The following is a 17,090-nucleotide window of genomic DNA, read 5'->3' as shown; positions in this document are numbered from 1 at the left end:
TTATCACCCATGTAAACGAGCAACGTAGCAATGTCACAACACAAAATCAAATCCGCGCCATTTTCAAACTAAATATCGAGATGGTTTTCATCAGAAAAAACATCTTCTTATCATTAAAAATCGGATTTATTTTGAGTTCCTAAAAAATAGTTTTTAATTATTAAACATAACGAAACATCAACTCAGACTCTATAGTGCGCTTTGCGTGATCGACGCATGCCGCGAGTTTTCAACGCTACTTGCCGCGGCTATCTCGAACACGGAGCACAGCACATTCATTCAAGTCGCCAGGCTTAGTACGGAACACGAATATGAAAAAAACCACATTGATTTTCGCGGCTGCTTCGGCGGCCTTCGCGGGTGCGGCGCACGCGCAGAGCAGCGTCACGCTGTATGGCCTCGTCGACGCGGGCCTGACTTACGTGAGCAACGAGGCCACGCGCAATTCGCCCATGACGCCGGGCGGGCTGACCGACGGGAAGGCAACCGTCGGCATGACGAGCGGCAACGTGCAGCAAAGCCGCTGGGGCATGCGCGGCGTGGAAGACCTGGGCGGCGGGCTGAAGGCCGTCTTCAACCTCGAAAGCGGCTTCAACGTGAACAACGGCAGCCTGGCCAATAACAATCAGTCCAATAACAGCCTGTTCAACCGCCAGGCATTCGTCGGCGTGTCTGCTGCCGATTACGGCACGCTGACCCTCGGCCGCCAGTACGACTCGGTTGTCGATTATCTGGGCCCGGTCTCCGCAGCCGGCACCTGGGGCGGCACGTACTTCGCGCACCGCGGCGATAACGACAACCTGAACAGCACGTTCAGCATCAGCAATTCGGTCAAGTATCAAAGCGCAAACTATGCTGGGGCTTCGTTCAACGCGTTGTATGGCTTCTCAAACAATGCGAGCGGCTTTGCGAACAACCGCGCATATAGCGTCGGTGCTGGCTATAAGTACGCCAGCCTGCAATTCGCAGCTGCCTATCTGCAGATTCAGGGCTTGAATTCCAACAACAGTTCGGGCGCGATCCAGAACCTTCCGCCCTCGGCGATGACGAACCTTCCGGGCCTTCAGAATCAGCGCACCTGGGGTCTTGGCGTGAGCCATGTGATGGGACCGCTGACGATCGGCACGGTCTTCACGCAGACCCGCTATCAGGACAGCATCGGCGACTCCTCGCTGCGTTACAACAACCACGAAATCCACGCGCGCTATAGCGTGACGCCTGAGTTGAGTCTCGGCGCTGCGTACACGTACACGCAAGGCTTGCGCAGCACGCCGCGTACGTCCAGCACGAGCAACAGTTCTTCGCACTGGAACCAGTTCGGCGTCCAGGCCGACTACGCGCTGTCCAAACGCACCGACGTCTATGCTGAAAGCGTCATGCAGATCGGCGCAGACAATCAGGTCGGCGCGAACCTGACACAGGTCAACGGCACCGCTGCACCCTCGACGAGCAAGAGCCAATACGTCGTTTCGACAGGCATTCGACACCGGTTCTGACGATTCACAGATATTTAGGAATCTTCTCTGGTCTCCGCCAGCTTTAACCGCCTCTTTTAGAGGCGGCTTTTTCTTTTGGGCAACCAACAATCAACGGAAGACATATCTCGAAGATGAACGCAAACTTTAAAGAGCGCGGCGCGAGGGTGAGATTGACTCAGATCGTCGCGTCGGTGTTGACGCTCACCGCATTGACCTGGCAAATCGCGCCGTCGTTTGCGGCGAACGCCCCCGTGCCGGCCACGCAGGCGGACTGGCCACGCAACTTCGAGACGAACGGCGAGCATGTCGAGATGTATCAGCCGCAAATCGAGAAGTGGGACGGCAATCGCATTTCGGGGCGCGCCGCAGTTGCCGTCGGCAAGGCCAACGGTACGCCGACCTTCGGCGTCGCGCATTTTTCCGCCCGTGCCCATATCGACAAGCCATCCGGGCTGGTGCAACTCACCGGGATACAGATCGACAGCGTCGACGTTCCAACCGACGCGAATCTCGCCGACAGCATTCGTCGTTCGTTGCTCGCGCGCTTGCCCGCAGCGGGCATGAGCATGCCGCTCGACGAGTTGCAGACGAGCTACGCGGCATCGCAAGAGCTGTCGAATACGATGCGCGAGCCGGTGAAGAACGACCCGCCGCAAATCCTGTTCGCCACGCAGCCCACCGTGCTCGTGCTGGTCGACGGCGCGCCCGCATGGCAAAACGTCGGACACACAGGCTTCCAGCGCGCGCTCAACAGCCGCGCGCTGCTGATGCGTGACGCCGGCGGCACGTTGTACCTGCATGCGGCCGGCTACTGGTTCAATGCGCGCGATACGAACGGCCCCTGGCAAGTCCTCGCGACGCCGTCGCAAACGCTGTCCGATGCCGCGCAGCAAGCGGCCGCAAAAAATCCCGCCGACCCGATGCTGCCCGCCAGCGGCAAACCCGCTGCACAGGCCCCCGCCCTGCTCGTCGCGACCCGTCCGGCGGAACTGATCGTGACGGACGGTGCCGCGCAACTGAAGCCCGTCGACGGCACGGGACTGCTGACCGTTACCAATACCGATCACGCCGTGTTCGTGAATCCCACGACGAACCAGTATTACGTGCTCGTGTCGGGGCGCTGGTTCACGGCTGCGACGACTGACGGCCCCTGGACTTACGTTCCGGGCAATCAGCTTCCTGCAGACTTCGCGAAGATTTCTCCGCACGATCCGAAGGCGAATGTGCTGGTGTCCGTGCCGGGCACGCCTCAAGCGAGAGAGGCGGCGATTGCCGCATCCATTCCGCAGACAGCGTCGGTGTCCCGTCAGAAAGCCGCCTTGTCGGTTTCGTATGATGGCGCGCCGCGCTTCGAGCCGATCTCCGGCACGCCGTTGCGATACGCGATCAACACGGCGACGCCCGTCATCGAAGTCGACTCGACGCATTTCTACGCGGTAGCCAACGGCGTCTGGTTCGTCTCCATATCGCCAATGGGCGGCTGGACCGTCGCGACCGAGGTTCCGGCCGTGATCTACACGATTCCCACCAGCGCGCCGCTGCACTACGTGACGTATGTCCACATCTATTCGGTGACGCCGGATACCGTCGTCGTCGGCTATACGCCGGGGTATCTCGGGGTCGTCGTCGATGCGCAAGGCACGGTCGTCTACGGCACGGGTTATGTGTATGCGCCGTATGTCGGTGCGTATTACTACGGCTATCCGCAGACCTACGGGTACGGCGCGAGTTTCGCGCTGGGCGCGGCAGAGGGCTTTGCGTTCGGCTTTGCCGCGGGAGCGGTCTGGGGATGCGCGTCGCCTTACTGGGGACCGTACTGGGGCGGCGGTTACTGGGGCGGCGGCTGGAACAACGTGAACGTCAACCAGGCGAATTTCTACGGCCGCTGGGGCCAGGGCACGGTCACCCACACGACAGGCTGGAATGCATGGACGGGCACGCAATGGCGCGGCACGGCGGGAGCCGGTTATAACCCCGCCACAGGCGCGCGCTTTCAGGGCGCACGCGGAGCCGCATTCAATCCGTATTCGGGCAACTATGCGGCCGGCCGGCAAGGCTCGTTCGCCAATCCCGTTACTGGGCGGGAAGGCGCGGGTCGCGGCGGTATCGTCGGCAATCAGTACAACGGCAACTATGCGGCGGGCCGTCAGGTCGCCGGTTACAACGCCCGCACGGGCCGCGCGGGCGCCGCCGAATTCGGTGTGTCCGGCAATACGCAGACGGGGCAATATCAGACCGCCAGCAAAGGGATCGTGACAAACCAGTCGCGCGGCAATGCCGTTGCCTGGAACAACGGCGACGTCTACGCGGGACACGACGGTAATGTCTATCGTCGTTCGGACGGCGGATCGTGGGAACAGCACACGTCGAGCGGCTGGCAAACGGCCCAACCGGACGGCCGGGTCGGCAGCGATCTCGACCAGCAGCATGACGCGCGCATGACTGGCGAGCAGCGCTTCAGCCAGCACGCCGGCGGGTTCGGTGGAGGCGGCGGAGGCGGCGGATTTGGCGGAGGCGGCGGATTCGGTGGCCAGCACTTCGGCGGCTTTGGCGGCGGCAACGGCTTTGGCGGCGCGCATTTCGGCGGTGGTGGATTCCACGGCGGACGGCGCTGACGGGCACGCAGCGGCACTTCCGTGCTGCGGTGCTTTTGTGCTTCGGGCACGGCGCGTACACAAAGCGCCTCGCCCGTTGCGTCAGCAGTCGGGACAGGGATCATGCAGTGCTGCATGATAGAGTTTGCTGAACGCGTCACCGTCGGGCGTGCCTTCCCAGACATGCCCGCTCCCAGCACCTGACCTGTCATCGCGAGGCCGAGCATGGAGACGAAACTTACCGCCCACCTGCCCACCGTCGATATAGAAATTACGCGGCGCAAACTGCCCGACCGCAATGCGGAAAGCGTCGCGATTCACATTACCGCCGTGCCGTCGGTCGAAGCCGCCGCGCGGTGGTTTCTGCAACCCGATTTTTTCTCGCTCGCGTCGCCGCTGTCGATGTTCTCGATGTGGTCGATGTGGGTGCGCGCATGGCAGCCGTGGCTCCCATCTATTGCCGCGCCCGTTCAACCCTCTCAGGAGCCTGAGAAGCGGCTCACGGACGACGCGGCATCCGCATCGCGCGGTTGAACTGTCGCGCGTCGCGGCGCATTTGACGCGGCATTGGCGGATTCCACGCGAGGAGGATCGAGCATGCGCGCAATGGTTTTCGACGGATCGACTCCCACGCTCGCCGAACGCGAGTTGCCCCAGCGAGCGCCATCGGCGGGAGAACTGCTGATCGACGTGCTGGCATGCGGCGTGTGCCGCACCGATCTGCACGTCGTCGATGGCGAATTGAGCGAGCCGAGGCGGCCGGTGATTCCGGGTCATGAGATCGTCGGCCGGGTCGCGGCGCGCGGCGCGGACGTGACGGCCTTCGATATCGGCGACCGCGTCGGCGTGCCGTGGCTTGGCCGCACGTGCGGCGTCTGTCCGTATTGCGCGAGCGGCCGCGAGAACCTCTGCGACACGCCTGGCTTCACGGGCTACACAATCGACGGCGGTTACGCCGAACAGGTGATTGCCGATCACCGTTATTGCCTGCCGTTACCCGGGCGCTACGACGACGCGCAAGCTGCGCCGCTGCTGTGCGCCGGTCTCATCGGCTACCGGACGCTCAGCATGGCAGGCGACGCGAGGCGCGTCGGCATCTACGGCTTCGGCGCAGCGGCGCACATCGTCGCGCAGGTCGCGCGTCATCAGGGCCGCACGCTATACGCGTTCACGCGGCCGGGCGACGACACCGCGCAGCAACTCGCGCGCAGGCTCGGCGCGACGTGGGCAGGCGGCAGCGACGAAGCGCCGCCCGAACCGCTCGATGCCGCGCTGATCTTCGCGCCCGTCGGCGCGCTCGTGCCGACCGCGCTGAAGGCGGTCGTCAAGGGCGGCATCGTGGTGTGCGGCGGCATACACATGAGTGATATTCCCGCGTTTCCCTATGCCTTTTTGTGGGGTGAGCGCCGCGTCGTATCGGTTGCAAACCTGACGCGCGCCGACGGCGCAGCGTTCATGAAGATCGCGGGCGACATGCAGCTCGATATCGAAGTGACGCGCTATCCGCTCGCCGACGCAAATCGCGCCTTAGACGACCTGCGCAGTGGGCGCCTGTCGGGCGCGGCGGTGTTGATGATGCGTTGAGTGAGGGCGTCAGGCAGCCGTTCGACCCTGAAGCCACCTGATAGTCAGGCCGCGAGAGCATCGGCACGTAACGCTCGCCATCTCGGCAACGGTCGCTCCGATGCGCTTCGAGGCCCATCGTTGCGGGTCGGGATGCACCGTGTGATCTTGCCCGCCCGTCCGCCACTTCAACGCGAGAGAAGATATCCGACGGATATGTGTCCAGCTGGTTCTGCCCGGTTTCGCCGGCATCCTGGATCGGGTGTCGGGCACCAGCCGACCCTGAACTACTGGCTGGGTACATTACAGTGGACTTTCGAACCCCAATGCATCAAACAGAATTGACCAGAGTACGCTATTGTTTCATCACCTCAGACTGAGCCGAACATGAACGTATCCGAACGCCTTGCACAAGCCGGCATCGAATTGCCGCCGCCCATTGACCCGCTCGGCTCCTATCGGACGGTCTCCATTTCGGGGAGTCAACTCTATGTCTCCGGTCTCGGGCCGTTCGAGGATGGCAAGCCGATTGTCGGAATAGTCGGCGCCGATGTGTCTCTGGAAAGGGCTCAGCACGCAGCGCGTCTGACGATGCTCATGATCCTGGCCTGCGTCGATCAGGCATGCGGGCTCGACAACGTCGAGAGATGCAGCCGGCTGACAGTCTACGTGCGTGCTGAACAGTCGTTCACCCAGCATCCGCAAGTAGCCAATGGCGCCAGTGACGTCTTGCTGACATTGTTTGGGCAAGACAAGCTTCCAGCTCGAAGCGCGCTTGGCGCGCATACGTTGCCGATGGGCATCCCGGTTGAGATCGACAGCATCTTCGAATTGAAACGATAAGTCCCAGCGGAACCAGAACTTCAAACGATGTTGAAATCGAAGTGAAGGACTCCACGTCCGTACTGCTGTTCGCGTCGCGCTTCCTGTTTGAGGCTTGAGGCCAGGTGCGACCCGCGCTTCCTTCCCGGGGCCCAGCGCTCAGAACGATTCCCAGCCTGCACTGCCGCCGACTGCCGCGTCAGCGCCGAAGCGCGCGCGGACCGTGCCGCTCTCTCTCTATGTCGGCACTACAAACGATTCCATGAGAATCAGAGCCTCCGTCTTTTTGCGTTCGGTCAATGTTGCGCCGGACTTGAGTGATGACTGCTGCCTTGAAACAGGACGGTGACGCAGTGCCGGCGCATCCGGACGTGAGTGAACGTCAGCGCGTCCGTTACCCGGTTCCCTTTGCGGACTCGATTGCGTTCTTCAACCATTCAACCGCGCGGCCGGCGTGCTCATCTTTTACCGTCTCGTCGCGGGTGGCCGATGCGCGACCGCTCGGGGCCTGAAGCGACCACAACCCGGCCGGATCGCCGCGTTCGGTGTTCTGACGCAGCCAACTCCCGCAGGTATGACAGCGATACTGCACATATCGTCGTATTGGCTCGCGCGGAGTCCCGAAAACACCCGTCCCCTCCAGACGAAGATCGCCATGCGGACGCGTCTCGGAATGCTGGCCGTTCAACCTCATGCAGGCCTTGCAGGGATTCATGTTATTTCTCCTCCGAGGGTTCACCGCCGTGCGCTTCCTCACCGTCAGATGCATTCCTCGCTTGCGCAGCGGCGAATCAATCGCACCTCACCTGATCGGAAACACGTCGTCAGGCTCGGGCATCAACCGTGACCCAGAGCCGGGACAAATGACGCTGCCCCTGAGTGCCACCCGCTGATTCAAATACGGCAGCACCAGCGTGGGAGCCGGCGCGCCCCTTTTGCCTCGGAGGATGTCAGCCACATCCGCGTCGTCACAGGGCGTCGAGGCGCGATCGTGAATCGTCGTCGTAAAGTTGCTGGGCGCGGACGTACCGTTGCCGTGCTGGACCGGCGGCGTGTGCCCGATCTGATGGTCGAAGGGAAATGTATTTAGCGGCGGGATGCCCGCCAGCGCACCGCCCGCTACGCCCATCCCCGCGCACATCGTCGCTGCCGCGAGTATGGCCAACCGAGTCTTCATGGAAAAACCTCTTACCAATCCCGTGGCTCACCAGGCAGCAGCCACGCGAACGCGATGCGTGGCTGCCGCAGGACGGATCACGTCATGCACGCGTCTTCACTTCCCGGAACAGGAACAAAAACACGTTATCGTGCCCCGTCGGTCTGGTGGATGCCCACAATTATTTGGAACAGCGAAGACGCTGTATGCATTGCCCGACTAAAGGCCGGCTAGCGCTTTCGCAAGCGCGAAGACATACGCCGGACCGCGCGCAGCACTGCTACAACCTCTGCATGGAGCACGCGACGGGCGCGTCTGGAGGAAGAGCGCAGAATGTCGACAATAGCGCGCTGCGGACGAGAATGAAGAGTGCTCATCGTCATCTCCTTATAGGCAGCAAGGAAGAGAACGGGCTTGCGCGCTCCAGTTCGCTCGCCATGCTGCGGGGCAAACAAATCGAAACACGCAGTGCGCGCCGGTGGGTTATCGCGCGCACTGCCTGAGCAGGATATAACTTAGTTTCACTGACCAGAAATTTCAAGATGTCTGAGAACCGCGCATTCATTGATGGCGTGCCATCGCGCCGTAGCCAGCCGCCTGGCGGCGCATCGAAGAAGCCGGTGCCGCTACGGAGCGCGGCGTGACCTTGTTTTCGCCCTTGAAAAATCCGCCATAAGGCCTATCTTAAGTTTCGCTCAGGCAGACGTGCGGTGCTCGACCGGCCGCACGCTGCGTGTTTCGATTTGTTTGCCAGACGCTGGCGGGCGAACTGGAGCGCGTAGGCCCGTTCGCCTCAATGCGTCACTTGAGGAGGACTACATCATGAGCGATCTTTATTCCGGCACCGACCTGTTCAGCGACTTCGACCGCTTACAGCGTCAGATGGCAAGCCTGTTCAATACTTTCCCGTCCAGCATTCGCGCGAGCCGCTTGGGCACGTTCCCGGCCGTCAATCTTGGCGCTACTGACGATTCCATCGAGATCGTCGCATTCGCGCCGGGCATCGACGCGGCCGCACTCGACGTATCGATCGACAAGGGCGTGCTGAGCATCAGCGGGGAGCGCAAACCGTCCCTCCAGGGCGCCAACGACGAAACGCGCATCTATGCGCAGGAGCGTTTTAGCGGTGCCTTCCGGCGCGTCATCGAGCTGCCACAAACGGCGGACCCCGACAAGGTTCAGGCCCGTTATGAAAATGGCTGCCTGACGATCACCATCGGCAAGCGCGAATCATCGAAGCCGCGCGCAATTTCCGTCCAGTAACCCGGGAGCCAATCATGAACGACACGACCCAACTCGCACAACGCGACCAATCGGCACTCGCGCGGCACCAGGGCGAACAGTCCAGGCGCCGCATGACGATCACTCCCGCCGTCGACATTTATGAGGACGGCCAGGCCGTCACGCTGTGGGCCGACCTGCCGGGCGTCACCCGGGACAAGCTGGATGTACGGGTGCACGACGGAAACCTTTCGATCGAGGCTGAGGCAGTCGTCCCGACGCCCGCCAACCTGCGTCTGCAGCATGCCGAGGTCCGGGAGCCACATTTTGCGCGGACCTTCACGCTGTCGCCGGACTTTGACGTCTCGAAGATCGAGGCGAATCTGTTGGACGGCGTGCTCAGGCTGACGATCCCTCGCCGCGAGGAAGCGCGTCCGCGGCGTATCGAGGTCAAGACCGGCTGACGCACTGACGACAAGGCGTGGGCGGTGGTGGCCGCGCCGCCACCGCCCACGTGATGGCAAGGAGGTTCTTTGCCCGCGTAAACGCATCTTTTCTGGAGGGGTCGCGACGTTCGTATCTGCACGATACCCGTGCGATATGTCGTGGCCCGCACCCAGGCAACAGACGGCTACGTCGCCGTCGCGCGGAACGAATCCCGGGTCGCCCACCGGAGGGCGGCGTCCTTCGAGCCTGGCTCGATGTCACACCAGAATTCCTGATGTCGCGCACCGAGACGCCGGGCTGCCTCGTAGCGATGAAAGTGCCCGGCGAGCCAGAACCTGCACCCATCATAGAAGACCTTCATTGCGGGCCGCGCCGCCCGCATCGACCCGCACGCTATGGCGGACAAAGCTTCCTCCAGTTGGGCGTCGTCGAGAGATTCGCCAATGGCAAGTTCATCGGCAACCGAGAGCTGTGAGAACTTCAGGTAGTCTGTTTTTAGCACGCCAGCGGGAAGCGGCCTGACAGGTGCGCCAGCAGGCGAACGAGGAGCGCTTGACATCGCGAGATTTTTCTTTGGGACCAGCAAGACGGCGGTGTCAACACGCGACCTGTATCGCCATTACCCGTCGTTGCCGGCTGGAGCAGTTCATTCTTCCGCCATGAGATGGCGGATAACCAGCGCCGGGTCGGCAATGTCCAGGATGAGCCGGCGAAGAATGCGTCTGCGCATGTGCTCCTCATCAAGCATCCAGGGCGCGCCCTTTTCGCTCAGGTAGCGGGCCAGCGCTTGCTGGTGGTTCGTATCGCCGGGCAGGCCAAGCCGTACGGCAAGCAGCCCCGCGACGACGTCGTCGATCTCGATGTCGAGCGGTTTCGAGTCAATGCAAAGGTCGAGTTTCATCTTTGTCTGCGGCAAAAAGCGGCGCCGCGAGATGGAAGCAATGGCGGCGCCGAAGGCAGTGCGCTGGCCGTGAGGGAGCGGCCAGCGCTTGCAGGAAGCGACTCAGTACTCCAGTTCAGGTGCGACGGCCTGCGCCGGCTTCTCGTCCTTCGGGGCTTCGGCGATCGTCGCGTCCGTGGTCAGGATGAGACCGGCAATCGATGCCGCGTTTTGCAGCGCCGTGCGCGTAACCTTCGTCGGGTCGACCACGCCCGCCTCGACGAGATCGCCGTACTCGCCCGTGGCCGCGTTGTAGCCATAATTGCCCTTGCCTTCGAGCACCTTCGCAATTACCACCGAAGGCTCATCGCCCGCATTCGACGCGATGACACGCAAGGGCGCTTCAAGCGCGCGCAGTACGATCTGGATGCCCGCGTCCTGATCGCCGTTGGCGCCCTGCAGGCCGCTCACGGCGGCTCTTGCGCGCAGCAGCGCCACACCGCCACCCGGCACGATACCTTCCTCGACCGCCGCGCGCGTCGCGTGCAGCGCATCGTCGACGCGATCCTTTTTCTCCTTCATCTCGACTTCGGTTGCTGCGCCGACCTTGATGACGGCCACGCCGCCCGCGAGCTTGGCCACGCGCTCCTGCAGCTTGTCGCGGTCATAGTCGCTCGTCGTCTCGTCGATCTGCACGCGGATGGACTTCACGCGTGCGTCGATGCGCTGCGCGTCGCCCGCGCCATCGATAATGATCGTGTCGTCCTTGCGCACTTCGACGCGTTTCGCGCGGCCGAGATCTTCGAGCGTAGCCTTCTCGAGTTGCTTGCCCGTCTCTTCCGAAATGACGGTGGCGCCAGTCAGGATGGCGATATCTTCCAGCATGGCCTTGCGCCGGTCGCCGAAGCCGGGCGCCTTGACAGCCGCGACCTTGAGGATGCCGCGCATCGCGTTCACCACGAGCGTGGCCAGCGCCTCGCCGTCGATATCTTCTGCAACGATCAGCAAGGGCTTGCCCGCCTTGGATGCCGCTTCGAGCACGGGAAGCAGATCACGGATGTTCGAGATCTTCTTGTCGTGCAGCAGGATCAGGGCGTCGTCGAGATACGCGGCCTGCCTGTCGGGATCGTTGATGAAATACCGGCTGATGTACCCGCGATCGAACTGCATGCCCTCCACCACATCGAGTTCGTTCTCGAGCGACTTGCCGTCCTCGACCGTGATGACGCCTTCCTTGCCGACCTTTTCCATCGCGTCGGCGATGATCTTGCCGATTGCCTCATCCGAGTTCGCCGAGATCGAGCCGACCTGCGCGATTTCGCGGTTGGTCGAAATTGGCTTCGACAGCTTGCGCAGCTCGTCCAGTACGGCGCTTACGGCCTTGTCGATACCACGCTTCAGATCCATCGGATTGAGCCCCGCGGCGACATGCTTCATCCCTTCCTGCACGATCGCCTGTGCGAGCACGGTCGCAGTGGTCGTACCGTCGCCCGCCACGTCCGCAGTCTTCGATGCGACCTGCTTGACGATCTGTGCGCCCATGTTTTCGAAGCGGTCCTTCAGCTCGATTTCCTTTGCAACCGAGACACCATCCTTGGTAATGGTCGGCGCGCCGAAGCTGCGTTCAAGCAGAACATTGCGGCCCTTCGGCCCGAGCGTGACTTTCACGGCGTCTGCGAGGACATTGACGCCCTTGACGATACGGGTGCGGGCGCTGTCGTGGAACCTGACGTCTTTTGCACTCATTTTGTTGCTCCAGATAAAAGTCGTTGACGGATCGCGGACACGGGCGTCCGCTACCGGGCAAGGTTTCAGGCCGCCTTGCGAGCGACCGTATCGGCTTCGATGACGCCCATGACGTCTTCCTCGCGCATGACGAGCAGCTCTTCGCCATCGACCTTTACGGTCTGGCCTGCGTATTTGCCGAATAAAACCTGGTCTCCGACTTTCAGCTGCAGTGCGCGCAGCGTTCCATCCTGCAGCAGGCGGCCGCTGCCGACTGCAATGACTTCACCCTGTTCGGGCTTCTCGGCGACTGAGTCCGGAATCACGATGCCCGAGGCCGTCGTCCGCTGCGTCTCGATTCGCTTGACGATAACCCGGTCGTAGAGGGGACGAATCTGCATTTCCATCTCCTGAGCGATAAAGGATCACCAATAAGGGAATCCGGCTGCCACGTTAGCGGCGCGCGAAGCGCCGCCGTGCAGCCGTGCCAGTGACTGGCGGAAAGCGAAATAGAGGCAGCCCCGCTGCTCTTCAAGAGGGCAAACACGCCGCGCTTTGTAACAAAATGTTTCAACGCAGCAGCATGATGCGATTGACGGCACCCAGGCGATAGACGGTGCGACCGTGTCCGTCCGCACGGCGCGGCTGTGGCGCCACGGGACACGGCGGCCGGCGTCCTCCGTCGGCCGCAAGCGTATCGTCGGGTTCATCGAGGGCGCTCCACAGCCCGCCCTTGATGGGCCTGAACAGCCAGCGAAGGTAGCCTTTGCGGGCCGCAAGCTGCATCAGTTCGACGCGGCTGGTGTCGTCGGCAAGCAGCTGCGGGCCACGCGCCGCTTCTTCTCCATAGTCGCCGAACGCCTGACGGCACGCGAGTGCTTCGCTTGCGCTGGCACCGATCACGTCACAGCCACGCCGCTCGACGCGTTCAAGGTTCCAGGCGCCGAATTGCCATGCGGCATCGAGCAGCATGGCGTCCACGGTCTCGAAGCTGCGCCAGGGCGTATCAAGCTGGAGCGCCGAGCCGGGAACCGGTCTTGGCGGAATGTCGACGCCGGGTAGCACGAGCGGTGTCGCGCGCCGGAAACCGTGCCAGTGAAGTATCGCAATGAGTGGCGTATTCACCTGAGCCGCCGCCGTGACTGTGACGGCAAAGAGCGGCAGGCGCACGCTCTCCATCTGCTCATGCAGCGTATCGAAAAGGTTCATGAAGCCTCCCGGGAGACATGTTGCAGAGCCTCTTGAAATTTCCGTTCGTTGAGCTATTTTATGCATCGCTCAGGCAGTTGCGATTAGCGCTGCGTGTTTCGATTTGTTTGCCGGTGGCGCTTCTCCATCGACGGACGGACTGGAGCGCGTGGTCCCGTTCGTTGTTCGTGAGAGGCCCCGGCTTGAATGGCTTAAGGGACCGGTCATGAGTCACTTTTCTTCAGCATCGCCCGGCGCAGCGGCTTCGCGTCTGCGCCGGGGCGGGCGATCGCCCCCGCAGTGATCGCCTGTCGCGGGACGTGCCGGTGCGCTTCTTCGCATGACAGCACCACATTGCATCGCCCCGCGCGCCTTGTATGCCGCGCACTGTGCATTGATTTCCTGCACCGTGCCGTGTTATTCGGGCCATGTTTTACGGGAGACGGAAATGCTCAGCCCACACGAATTTGCAACGCTGATGCTGGTCCGCCAGGCGCCGGACCAGCTCGACATGGATCGCGCCGAACTCGACGCGCTGCTCGAACGCCAGCTGGTCATGCTGGAACACGGCGCCTCGGGAGCCCGCCGCGCTTACCTGACCGGCAAGGGTAGAACGTTCCTCGAGGCGCTTCACCGGAGCGACGTACCGCGAAGCGCGAAGACCGCCGATGGCGGCAGTGGAGAACGCCCTGAAACGCCGTTACGGTTCGATGGCCAAACGAAGGATGTCATGGGGCCGCGACTGGCAAGCTGAATGGCAGTGATCGCAACGCCTGGCTTGACGTCCCTGCGCGACGCGGATTGCTTGCCAACACACGCTCGCCGGGACGCGACGACGACTTCTTGTAGTCACGTGTTCGCGCATTGCCGGTTTATGCGGGCCTGCGGCGCCGTCTGGAATACCGTGTGCTGCAGGGCCGACGGCCGCTCTCGCGTCGCGCGCCCGTTTCCGGCGCGGCGCGATCTCTTACCGGAGGTGTCGTATGCAAGCGGAAAACGTAGTGGAGTATCACGGTTGCGAAGTCCGTCCGGTGGTAACCCCAACCGCGACGGGACGTTATGCAGCAGCGGCCATCGTCACCGACCGCGTCGGCGACACTCGCACGCTCGGGGTAGATGGCGACTTCTCTAATGCGCAGGACGCACGCGATGAAGCCCTCGAACTCGCCGTTGCATGGATCCAGCAACGTTCAGTCATATCGGAACGGTATATCCGGCGTATGTAGGGATGCCCGTCAGCATACGGCGAGCGAGAAACCCGATTGATCAGCCAGTTCTCGCGCGGCGCGATTCGACGCCTGCCGGGCGGCTATGAGTTCTGGCGCAGGTGAACAGGAAGGAAAGAAAATGTCGGACACTCCAATCATCGACCCGTTGGAAGCGGTGCTTTTTGAGCGCATCAAACTCCTGCTGTTCAGCGTCAATCTGCCGGTGCAGCGTCTTGAAGCCGATATCGACGATATTGGACGCTTCACCGAGGCGGAAGGACGTTCAGCGCAACTACGCCTCATTGAAGCGATGCCGCCCCTTACGCCCGCCGCCGAAGCAATCGTGCGGGCCATGATCCGTGCGTACGGCGTTGAGCTATTTTCCAGCGGCAGTGCAAACGCGGTTTTGCGCGCGATGATCAAGACCGGTCCCATCCGGTTCGCACAGACTGCCTTGACATTGGACCCCGACCGGCCGGGCCCACAGCGAGCCCTTCAACTCGTCTCAGAGTTCAACCGCATATTTGAGCGCTGTCCCGAACGGGGCTTCTCCCAGGCACGACAGGTTCTTTCCGCGCTCGGTCTACTCGTCGACCGGAACGCTCCACGGTCTCGTCACGCTAAACGCGATGGCAACCACCAGTCCGGACCGGTCAATTCGGGTCTCTGATCACGCGCCCGAATGACTGACAGTGGCCGCGAAATGGACCTCATACGGAAGAAACAAGATTGACCGTGCCGTCGCACAGGCGGAGATCGACTATCAGTTCGAACTTGCCCGAGGCGCGTCCGTGATCGCGAGTATGCTGAGCGCGGAGAATCTGCGCCGCGGCCATTGACGAGACCTGCACTCCTTTCCTGCCAATTTCCATTCGCAGGACATCTCTACCAACGGCACCACGCTTCATGTGCGCAGCGGCGGTACGAGGCCCGGGGTGGCTGCCGATCTCTTGCACGACCATGGAATAATCGTCCCCTGAACTGCGCGGTCTGGGTCTTCCGTTGAAACCTGCGGGCTTCCAGAATATTCCAGTTGTCCGCTGCAATATCAATTGCTCGAGCGTCTGAATGTGCGACTCCACCGCCGCGCTATGCCCGTCGATTGCCGACCAAAGGAATTCACCAGGCTGCCGGGATCAACGCCGTCCAGGCGGCTACCGCTCAGATGGGTCCATTGCATGGCAGTCCAGATCATCCTCGAGTGGACGTCGATTCGAACATCGCGACGATAGCGAGATCATTCGCTATCGCCCCGCTACTCGCAAGCCATCCCAGGGTTTGCCTTATTCCCGCGTCAAGGTTGAGCAGACTCACACATGCTCTTCCATCTTTCCCTGTTCGATCTGCACATCGCCTGGTGCGGAACTGCTTGATGGTCTATGCCCATGCTATGCCTACGATCTCACCGCTCAATCGCGATCCGGCCGAACAGGCACAGCGAATGCTCTACGTGCATCGCGTCGTCGCCCACTGCGGGGCCATTGCGGAAAGCCCGCGGAGGGCGACTCCCGCCACCTGTCCGGATCGGCCACGAAGATGGCGAGCGCGTTCATAGCGCAACGACCTACTATAGAAAAACTGGTTGACCGCTCCCATTGCCGTGGCGAAGCCAGGGGTCGAACCAGCAGACGGTCCCGCGGCGCATTTCGATGAGCACTCCGCAAGGGGACGCCACATGAACGTAGCGAACGGAAGGATCAGACGAAACGATCAGCAGCGCGTGGTGATGTCCCGCCACGCCGAGCTTGCGCACGCCGGTGCAGCTGACCCGGATGCAGGCATCAAGGTCGCACCGCCCCTGCGGGGCAAACGTCTTGCGCTTTGGGTTGCCTGGGCAAGCGCATCATTGGCTGCCGGGGTCATGGGTATCGTCGCGTCTGGCGACCGGTTCGACTATGACAAGCTGCTCGCGATCATCGGATCCACGACGCCAACGCAACACACGTCCTGGTCCGGTGATGTCGCACCACTATCGTCGCCTCCCGCGCGTTCTCCTGCGATTGCGAGTGCTGAACTCGCCCCACCGGTGTCGTCAGCTCCCGCCGATCACGGCGCGGGATCTCATCCGGATTCTGCTGCAGCGCAGCCGGTTGCACGTGTGCCTGGTCGAGCGAGCCATGCCGCCACACAGAATCACCGCCATCCGGCGTCCCACGTGGGAGCAATTGCACGGCATGCGCCCAGGATCACGCGACCCACGTCGCCAACGCAACAAGCGTCTTCGTCCGATCATGTGGTGAGATCGCCGTCACCCTCTGTCCAGGGAACTGCAATTGGCAGTGCGACGGGCTCCCCGCCCGTAGCTTCCGCTTCGCTCGATCACCGCGATGCACCTTCTGCGAAGTCTGCTTCGCTGCAACTGGCTCAAGGACAGACTTCAGGCGGCCACAGTGGAGGTGGTTCAGGCGCAGGTGGTCCGGGTGCTGGCGCAGGTGGTACGGGCGCAGGCGGTGCGGGCGCAGGCGGTGCGGGTGCAGGCGGTGCCGGTGCAGGCGGTGCCGGTGCAGGCGGTGCGGGTGCAGGCGGTGCCGGTGCAGGCGGTGCCGGTGCAGCCGGTGCGGGTGCAGCCGGTGCTGGCGCAGCCGGTGCTGGCGCAGCCGGTGCTGGCGCAGGCGGTGCTGGCGCAGGCGGCGCGGGTGCGGGCGGTGCCGGTGCGGGTGCAGGCGGTCACGGCGCAGGCGGAAACGGCGCAGGCGGTGCCGGTGCAGGCGGCGCGGGCGCAGGCGGCGCGGGTGCAGGCGGTGCCGGTGCAGGCGGTGCCGGTGCAGGCGGTGCCGGTGCAGGCGGTGCCGGTGCAGGCGGTGCCGG

General features: G+C 62.7%; 18 protein-coding genes. 12 read left to right on the top strand and 6 right to left on the bottom strand.

The features are described from left to right. The first annotated feature begins 311 nt into the window (after positions 1 to 311). From KFO72_RS04070 to KFO72_RS04050, 5 genes are all read left to right on the top strand, one after another. A complete protein-coding gene (locus KFO72_RS04070) occupies positions 312 to 1,496 on the top strand; it encodes a porin (protein WP_054932372.1) in 1,185 nt (394 codons plus the stop codon). Between the two features lie 113 nt (positions 1,497 to 1,609). Continuing rightward, positions 1,610 to 4,093, top strand: a complete 2,484-nt coding sequence (locus tag KFO72_RS04065; RefSeq protein ID WP_225031457.1) for a carbohydrate-binding family V/XII — start codon at positions 1,610 to 1,612, stop codon at positions 4,091 to 4,093. Positions 4,094 to 4,297: 204 nt separating this feature from the next. Next, complete coding sequence (locus KFO72_RS04060) at positions 4,298 to 4,606, top strand: hypothetical protein (RefSeq protein WP_062918165.1); 309 nt, start codon at positions 4,298 to 4,300, stop codon at positions 4,604 to 4,606. Positions 4,607 to 4,669: 63 nt separating this feature from the next. After that, the gene (locus KFO72_RS04055; RefSeq protein WP_225031456.1) at positions 4,670 to 5,656 is read left to right on the top strand and encodes a zinc-dependent alcohol dehydrogenase family protein; all 987 of its coding nucleotides are present in this window, start codon (positions 4,670 to 4,672) and stop codon (positions 5,654 to 5,656) included. A gap of 366 nt (positions 5,657 to 6,022) precedes the next feature. After that, positions 6,023 to 6,478: a RidA family protein gene (locus tag KFO72_RS04050; protein ID WP_225031455.1), complete on the top strand. Its 456-nt coding sequence runs from the start codon at positions 6,023 to 6,025 to the stop codon at positions 6,476 to 6,478. Between the two features lie 373 nt (positions 6,479 to 6,851). Here KFO72_RS04050 and KFO72_RS04045 read toward each other — a convergent pair whose 3' ends face one another. Together KFO72_RS04045 and KFO72_RS04040 are read right to left on the bottom strand one after the other, a co-directional pair. Continuing rightward, positions 6,852 to 7,172 carry a hypothetical protein gene (locus KFO72_RS04045; protein WP_225031454.1) on the bottom strand — a complete coding sequence of 107 codons (321 nt, stop codon included), beginning with the start codon at positions 7,170 to 7,172 and terminating at the stop codon, positions 6,852 to 6,854. An 87-nt stretch (positions 7,173 to 7,259) separates the two neighbouring features. Beyond that, positions 7,260 to 7,634 carry a hypothetical protein gene (locus tag KFO72_RS04040; RefSeq protein WP_225031453.1) on the bottom strand — a complete coding sequence of 125 codons (375 nt, stop codon included), beginning with the start codon at positions 7,632 to 7,634 and terminating at the stop codon, positions 7,260 to 7,262. Between the two features lie 801 nt (positions 7,635 to 8,435). On the opposite strand from KFO72_RS04040, the gene KFO72_RS04035 reads away from it, so the two are divergent. The 3 genes from KFO72_RS04035 (at position 8,436) to KFO72_RS04025 (ending at position 9,756) form a co-directional block, all read left to right on the top strand. After that, positions 8,436 to 8,876, top strand: a complete 441-nt coding sequence (locus KFO72_RS04035; protein ID WP_062918168.1) for an Hsp20/alpha crystallin family protein — start codon at positions 8,436 to 8,438, stop codon at positions 8,874 to 8,876. Positions 8,877 to 8,890: 14 nt separating this feature from the next. Next, positions 8,891 to 9,298 carry an Hsp20/alpha crystallin family protein gene (locus KFO72_RS04030; protein WP_054932380.1) on the top strand — a complete coding sequence of 136 codons (408 nt, stop codon included), beginning with the start codon at positions 8,891 to 8,893 and terminating at the stop codon, positions 9,296 to 9,298. A 257-nt stretch (positions 9,299 to 9,555) separates the two neighbouring features. Beyond that, entirely contained in the window at positions 9,556 to 9,756 is a 201-nt protein-coding gene (locus KFO72_RS04025) for a hypothetical protein (protein WP_156516794.1), read from the top strand. Between the two features lie 171 nt (positions 9,757 to 9,927). On the opposite strand, the gene KFO72_RS04020 is transcribed toward KFO72_RS04025, so the two are convergent. From KFO72_RS04020 to KFO72_RS04005, 4 genes are all read right to left on the bottom strand, one after another. Continuing rightward, positions 9,928 to 10,182, bottom strand: coding sequence for a hypothetical protein (locus KFO72_RS04020; protein WP_054932382.1), 255 nt, complete (start codon positions 10,180 to 10,182; stop codon positions 9,928 to 9,930). Positions 10,183 to 10,284: 102 nt separating this feature from the next. Then, the gene (gene groL / locus KFO72_RS04015; protein ID WP_225031452.1) at positions 10,285 to 11,907 is read right to left on the bottom strand and encodes a chaperonin GroEL; all 1,623 of its coding nucleotides are present in this window, start codon (positions 11,905 to 11,907) and stop codon (positions 10,285 to 10,287) included. Positions 11,908 to 11,972: 65 nt separating this feature from the next. Continuing rightward, positions 11,973 to 12,287 carry a co-chaperone GroES gene (groES, locus tag KFO72_RS04010; RefSeq protein WP_054932386.1) on the bottom strand — a complete coding sequence of 105 codons (315 nt, stop codon included), beginning with the start codon at positions 12,285 to 12,287 and terminating at the stop codon, positions 11,973 to 11,975. A 169-nt stretch (positions 12,288 to 12,456) separates the two neighbouring features. Further along, positions 12,457 to 13,095, bottom strand: a complete 639-nt coding sequence (locus tag KFO72_RS04005; RefSeq protein ID WP_225031451.1) for a diguanylate cyclase — start codon at positions 13,093 to 13,095, stop codon at positions 12,457 to 12,459. A 427-nt stretch (positions 13,096 to 13,522) separates the two neighbouring features. Here KFO72_RS04005 and KFO72_RS04000 point away from each other — a divergent pair, with 427 nt between their 5' ends. The 4 genes from KFO72_RS04000 to KFO72_RS03985 form a co-directional block, all read left to right on the top strand. Beyond that, positions 13,523 to 13,828: a hypothetical protein gene (locus tag KFO72_RS04000; RefSeq protein WP_225031450.1), complete on the top strand. Its 306-nt coding sequence runs from the start codon at positions 13,523 to 13,525 to the stop codon at positions 13,826 to 13,828. Positions 13,829 to 14,057: 229 nt separating this feature from the next. Then, a complete protein-coding gene (locus tag KFO72_RS03995; protein WP_062918172.1) occupies positions 14,058 to 14,300 on the top strand; it encodes a hypothetical protein in 243 nt (80 codons plus the stop codon). A 121-nt stretch (positions 14,301 to 14,421) separates the two neighbouring features. Further along, positions 14,422 to 14,952 (top strand): hypothetical protein, encoded by a 531-nt coding sequence (locus KFO72_RS03990; protein ID WP_225031449.1) that lies wholly within the window; start codon positions 14,422 to 14,424, stop codon positions 14,950 to 14,952. Between the two features lie 1,657 nt (positions 14,953 to 16,609). Beyond that, positions 16,610 to 17,090, top strand: a 481-nt coding sequence (locus KFO72_RS03985; RefSeq protein WP_225031448.1) for a hypothetical protein, incomplete at its 3' end; no start/stop codon positions are given.

Origin of the sequence: Paraburkholderia sp. XV, from assembly GCF_020177535.1 — a bacterium.
Classification (GTDB): Bacteria; Pseudomonadota; Gammaproteobacteria; order Burkholderiales; family Burkholderiaceae; genus Paraburkholderia; species Paraburkholderia caribensis.
Note: the sequence above shows the minus strand (reverse complement) of the source record. Positions and strands in the feature narration are given on the sequence as shown.

What these genes read in the sequence shown, in the direction of transcription:
- groL (WP_225031452.1), bottom strand. Translation starts at nt 11,907, where the DNA reads ATGAGTGCAAAAGACGTCAGGTTCCACGACAGCGCCCGCACCCGTATC.
- groES (WP_054932386.1), bottom strand. Translation starts at nt 12,287, where the DNA reads ATGCAGATTCGTCCCCTCTACGACCGGGTTATCGTCAAGCGAATCGAG.
- KFO72_RS04070 (WP_054932372.1), top strand. Translation starts at nt 312, where the DNA reads ATGAAAAAAACCACATTGATTTTCGCGGCTGCTTCGGCGGCCTTCGCG.
- KFO72_RS04040 (WP_225031453.1), bottom strand. Translation starts at nt 7,634, where the DNA reads ATGAAGACTCGGTTGGCCATACTCGCGGCAGCGACGATGTGCGCGGGG.
- KFO72_RS04020 (WP_054932382.1), bottom strand. Translation starts at nt 10,182, where the DNA reads ATGAAACTCGACCTTTGCATTGACTCGAAACCGCTCGACATCGAGATC.
- KFO72_RS04065 (WP_225031457.1), top strand. Translation starts at nt 1,610, where the DNA reads ATGAACGCAAACTTTAAAGAGCGCGGCGCGAGGGTGAGATTGACTCAG.
- KFO72_RS04045 (WP_225031454.1), bottom strand. Translation starts at nt 7,172, where the DNA reads ATGAATCCCTGCAAGGCCTGCATGAGGTTGAACGGCCAGCATTCCGAG.
- KFO72_RS04060 (WP_062918165.1), top strand. Translation starts at nt 4,298, where the DNA reads ATGGAGACGAAACTTACCGCCCACCTGCCCACCGTCGATATAGAAATT.
- KFO72_RS04005 (WP_225031451.1), bottom strand. Translation starts at nt 13,095, where the DNA reads ATGAACCTTTTCGATACGCTGCATGAGCAGATGGAGAGCGTGCGCCTG.
- KFO72_RS03995 (WP_062918172.1), top strand. Translation starts at nt 14,058, where the DNA reads ATGCAAGCGGAAAACGTAGTGGAGTATCACGGTTGCGAAGTCCGTCCG.
- KFO72_RS04030 (WP_054932380.1), top strand. Translation starts at nt 8,891, where the DNA reads ATGAACGACACGACCCAACTCGCACAACGCGACCAATCGGCACTCGCG.
- KFO72_RS03990 (WP_225031449.1), top strand. Translation starts at nt 14,422, where the DNA reads ATGTCGGACACTCCAATCATCGACCCGTTGGAAGCGGTGCTTTTTGAG.
- KFO72_RS04055 (WP_225031456.1), top strand. Translation starts at nt 4,670, where the DNA reads ATGCGCGCAATGGTTTTCGACGGATCGACTCCCACGCTCGCCGAACGC.
- KFO72_RS04050 (WP_225031455.1), top strand. Translation starts at nt 6,023, where the DNA reads ATGAACGTATCCGAACGCCTTGCACAAGCCGGCATCGAATTGCCGCCG.
- KFO72_RS04025 (WP_156516794.1), top strand. Translation starts at nt 9,556, where the DNA reads ATGTCGCGCACCGAGACGCCGGGCTGCCTCGTAGCGATGAAAGTGCCC.
- KFO72_RS04035 (WP_062918168.1), top strand. Translation starts at nt 8,436, where the DNA reads ATGAGCGATCTTTATTCCGGCACCGACCTGTTCAGCGACTTCGACCGC.
- KFO72_RS04000 (WP_225031450.1), top strand. Translation starts at nt 13,523, where the DNA reads ATGCTCAGCCCACACGAATTTGCAACGCTGATGCTGGTCCGCCAGGCG.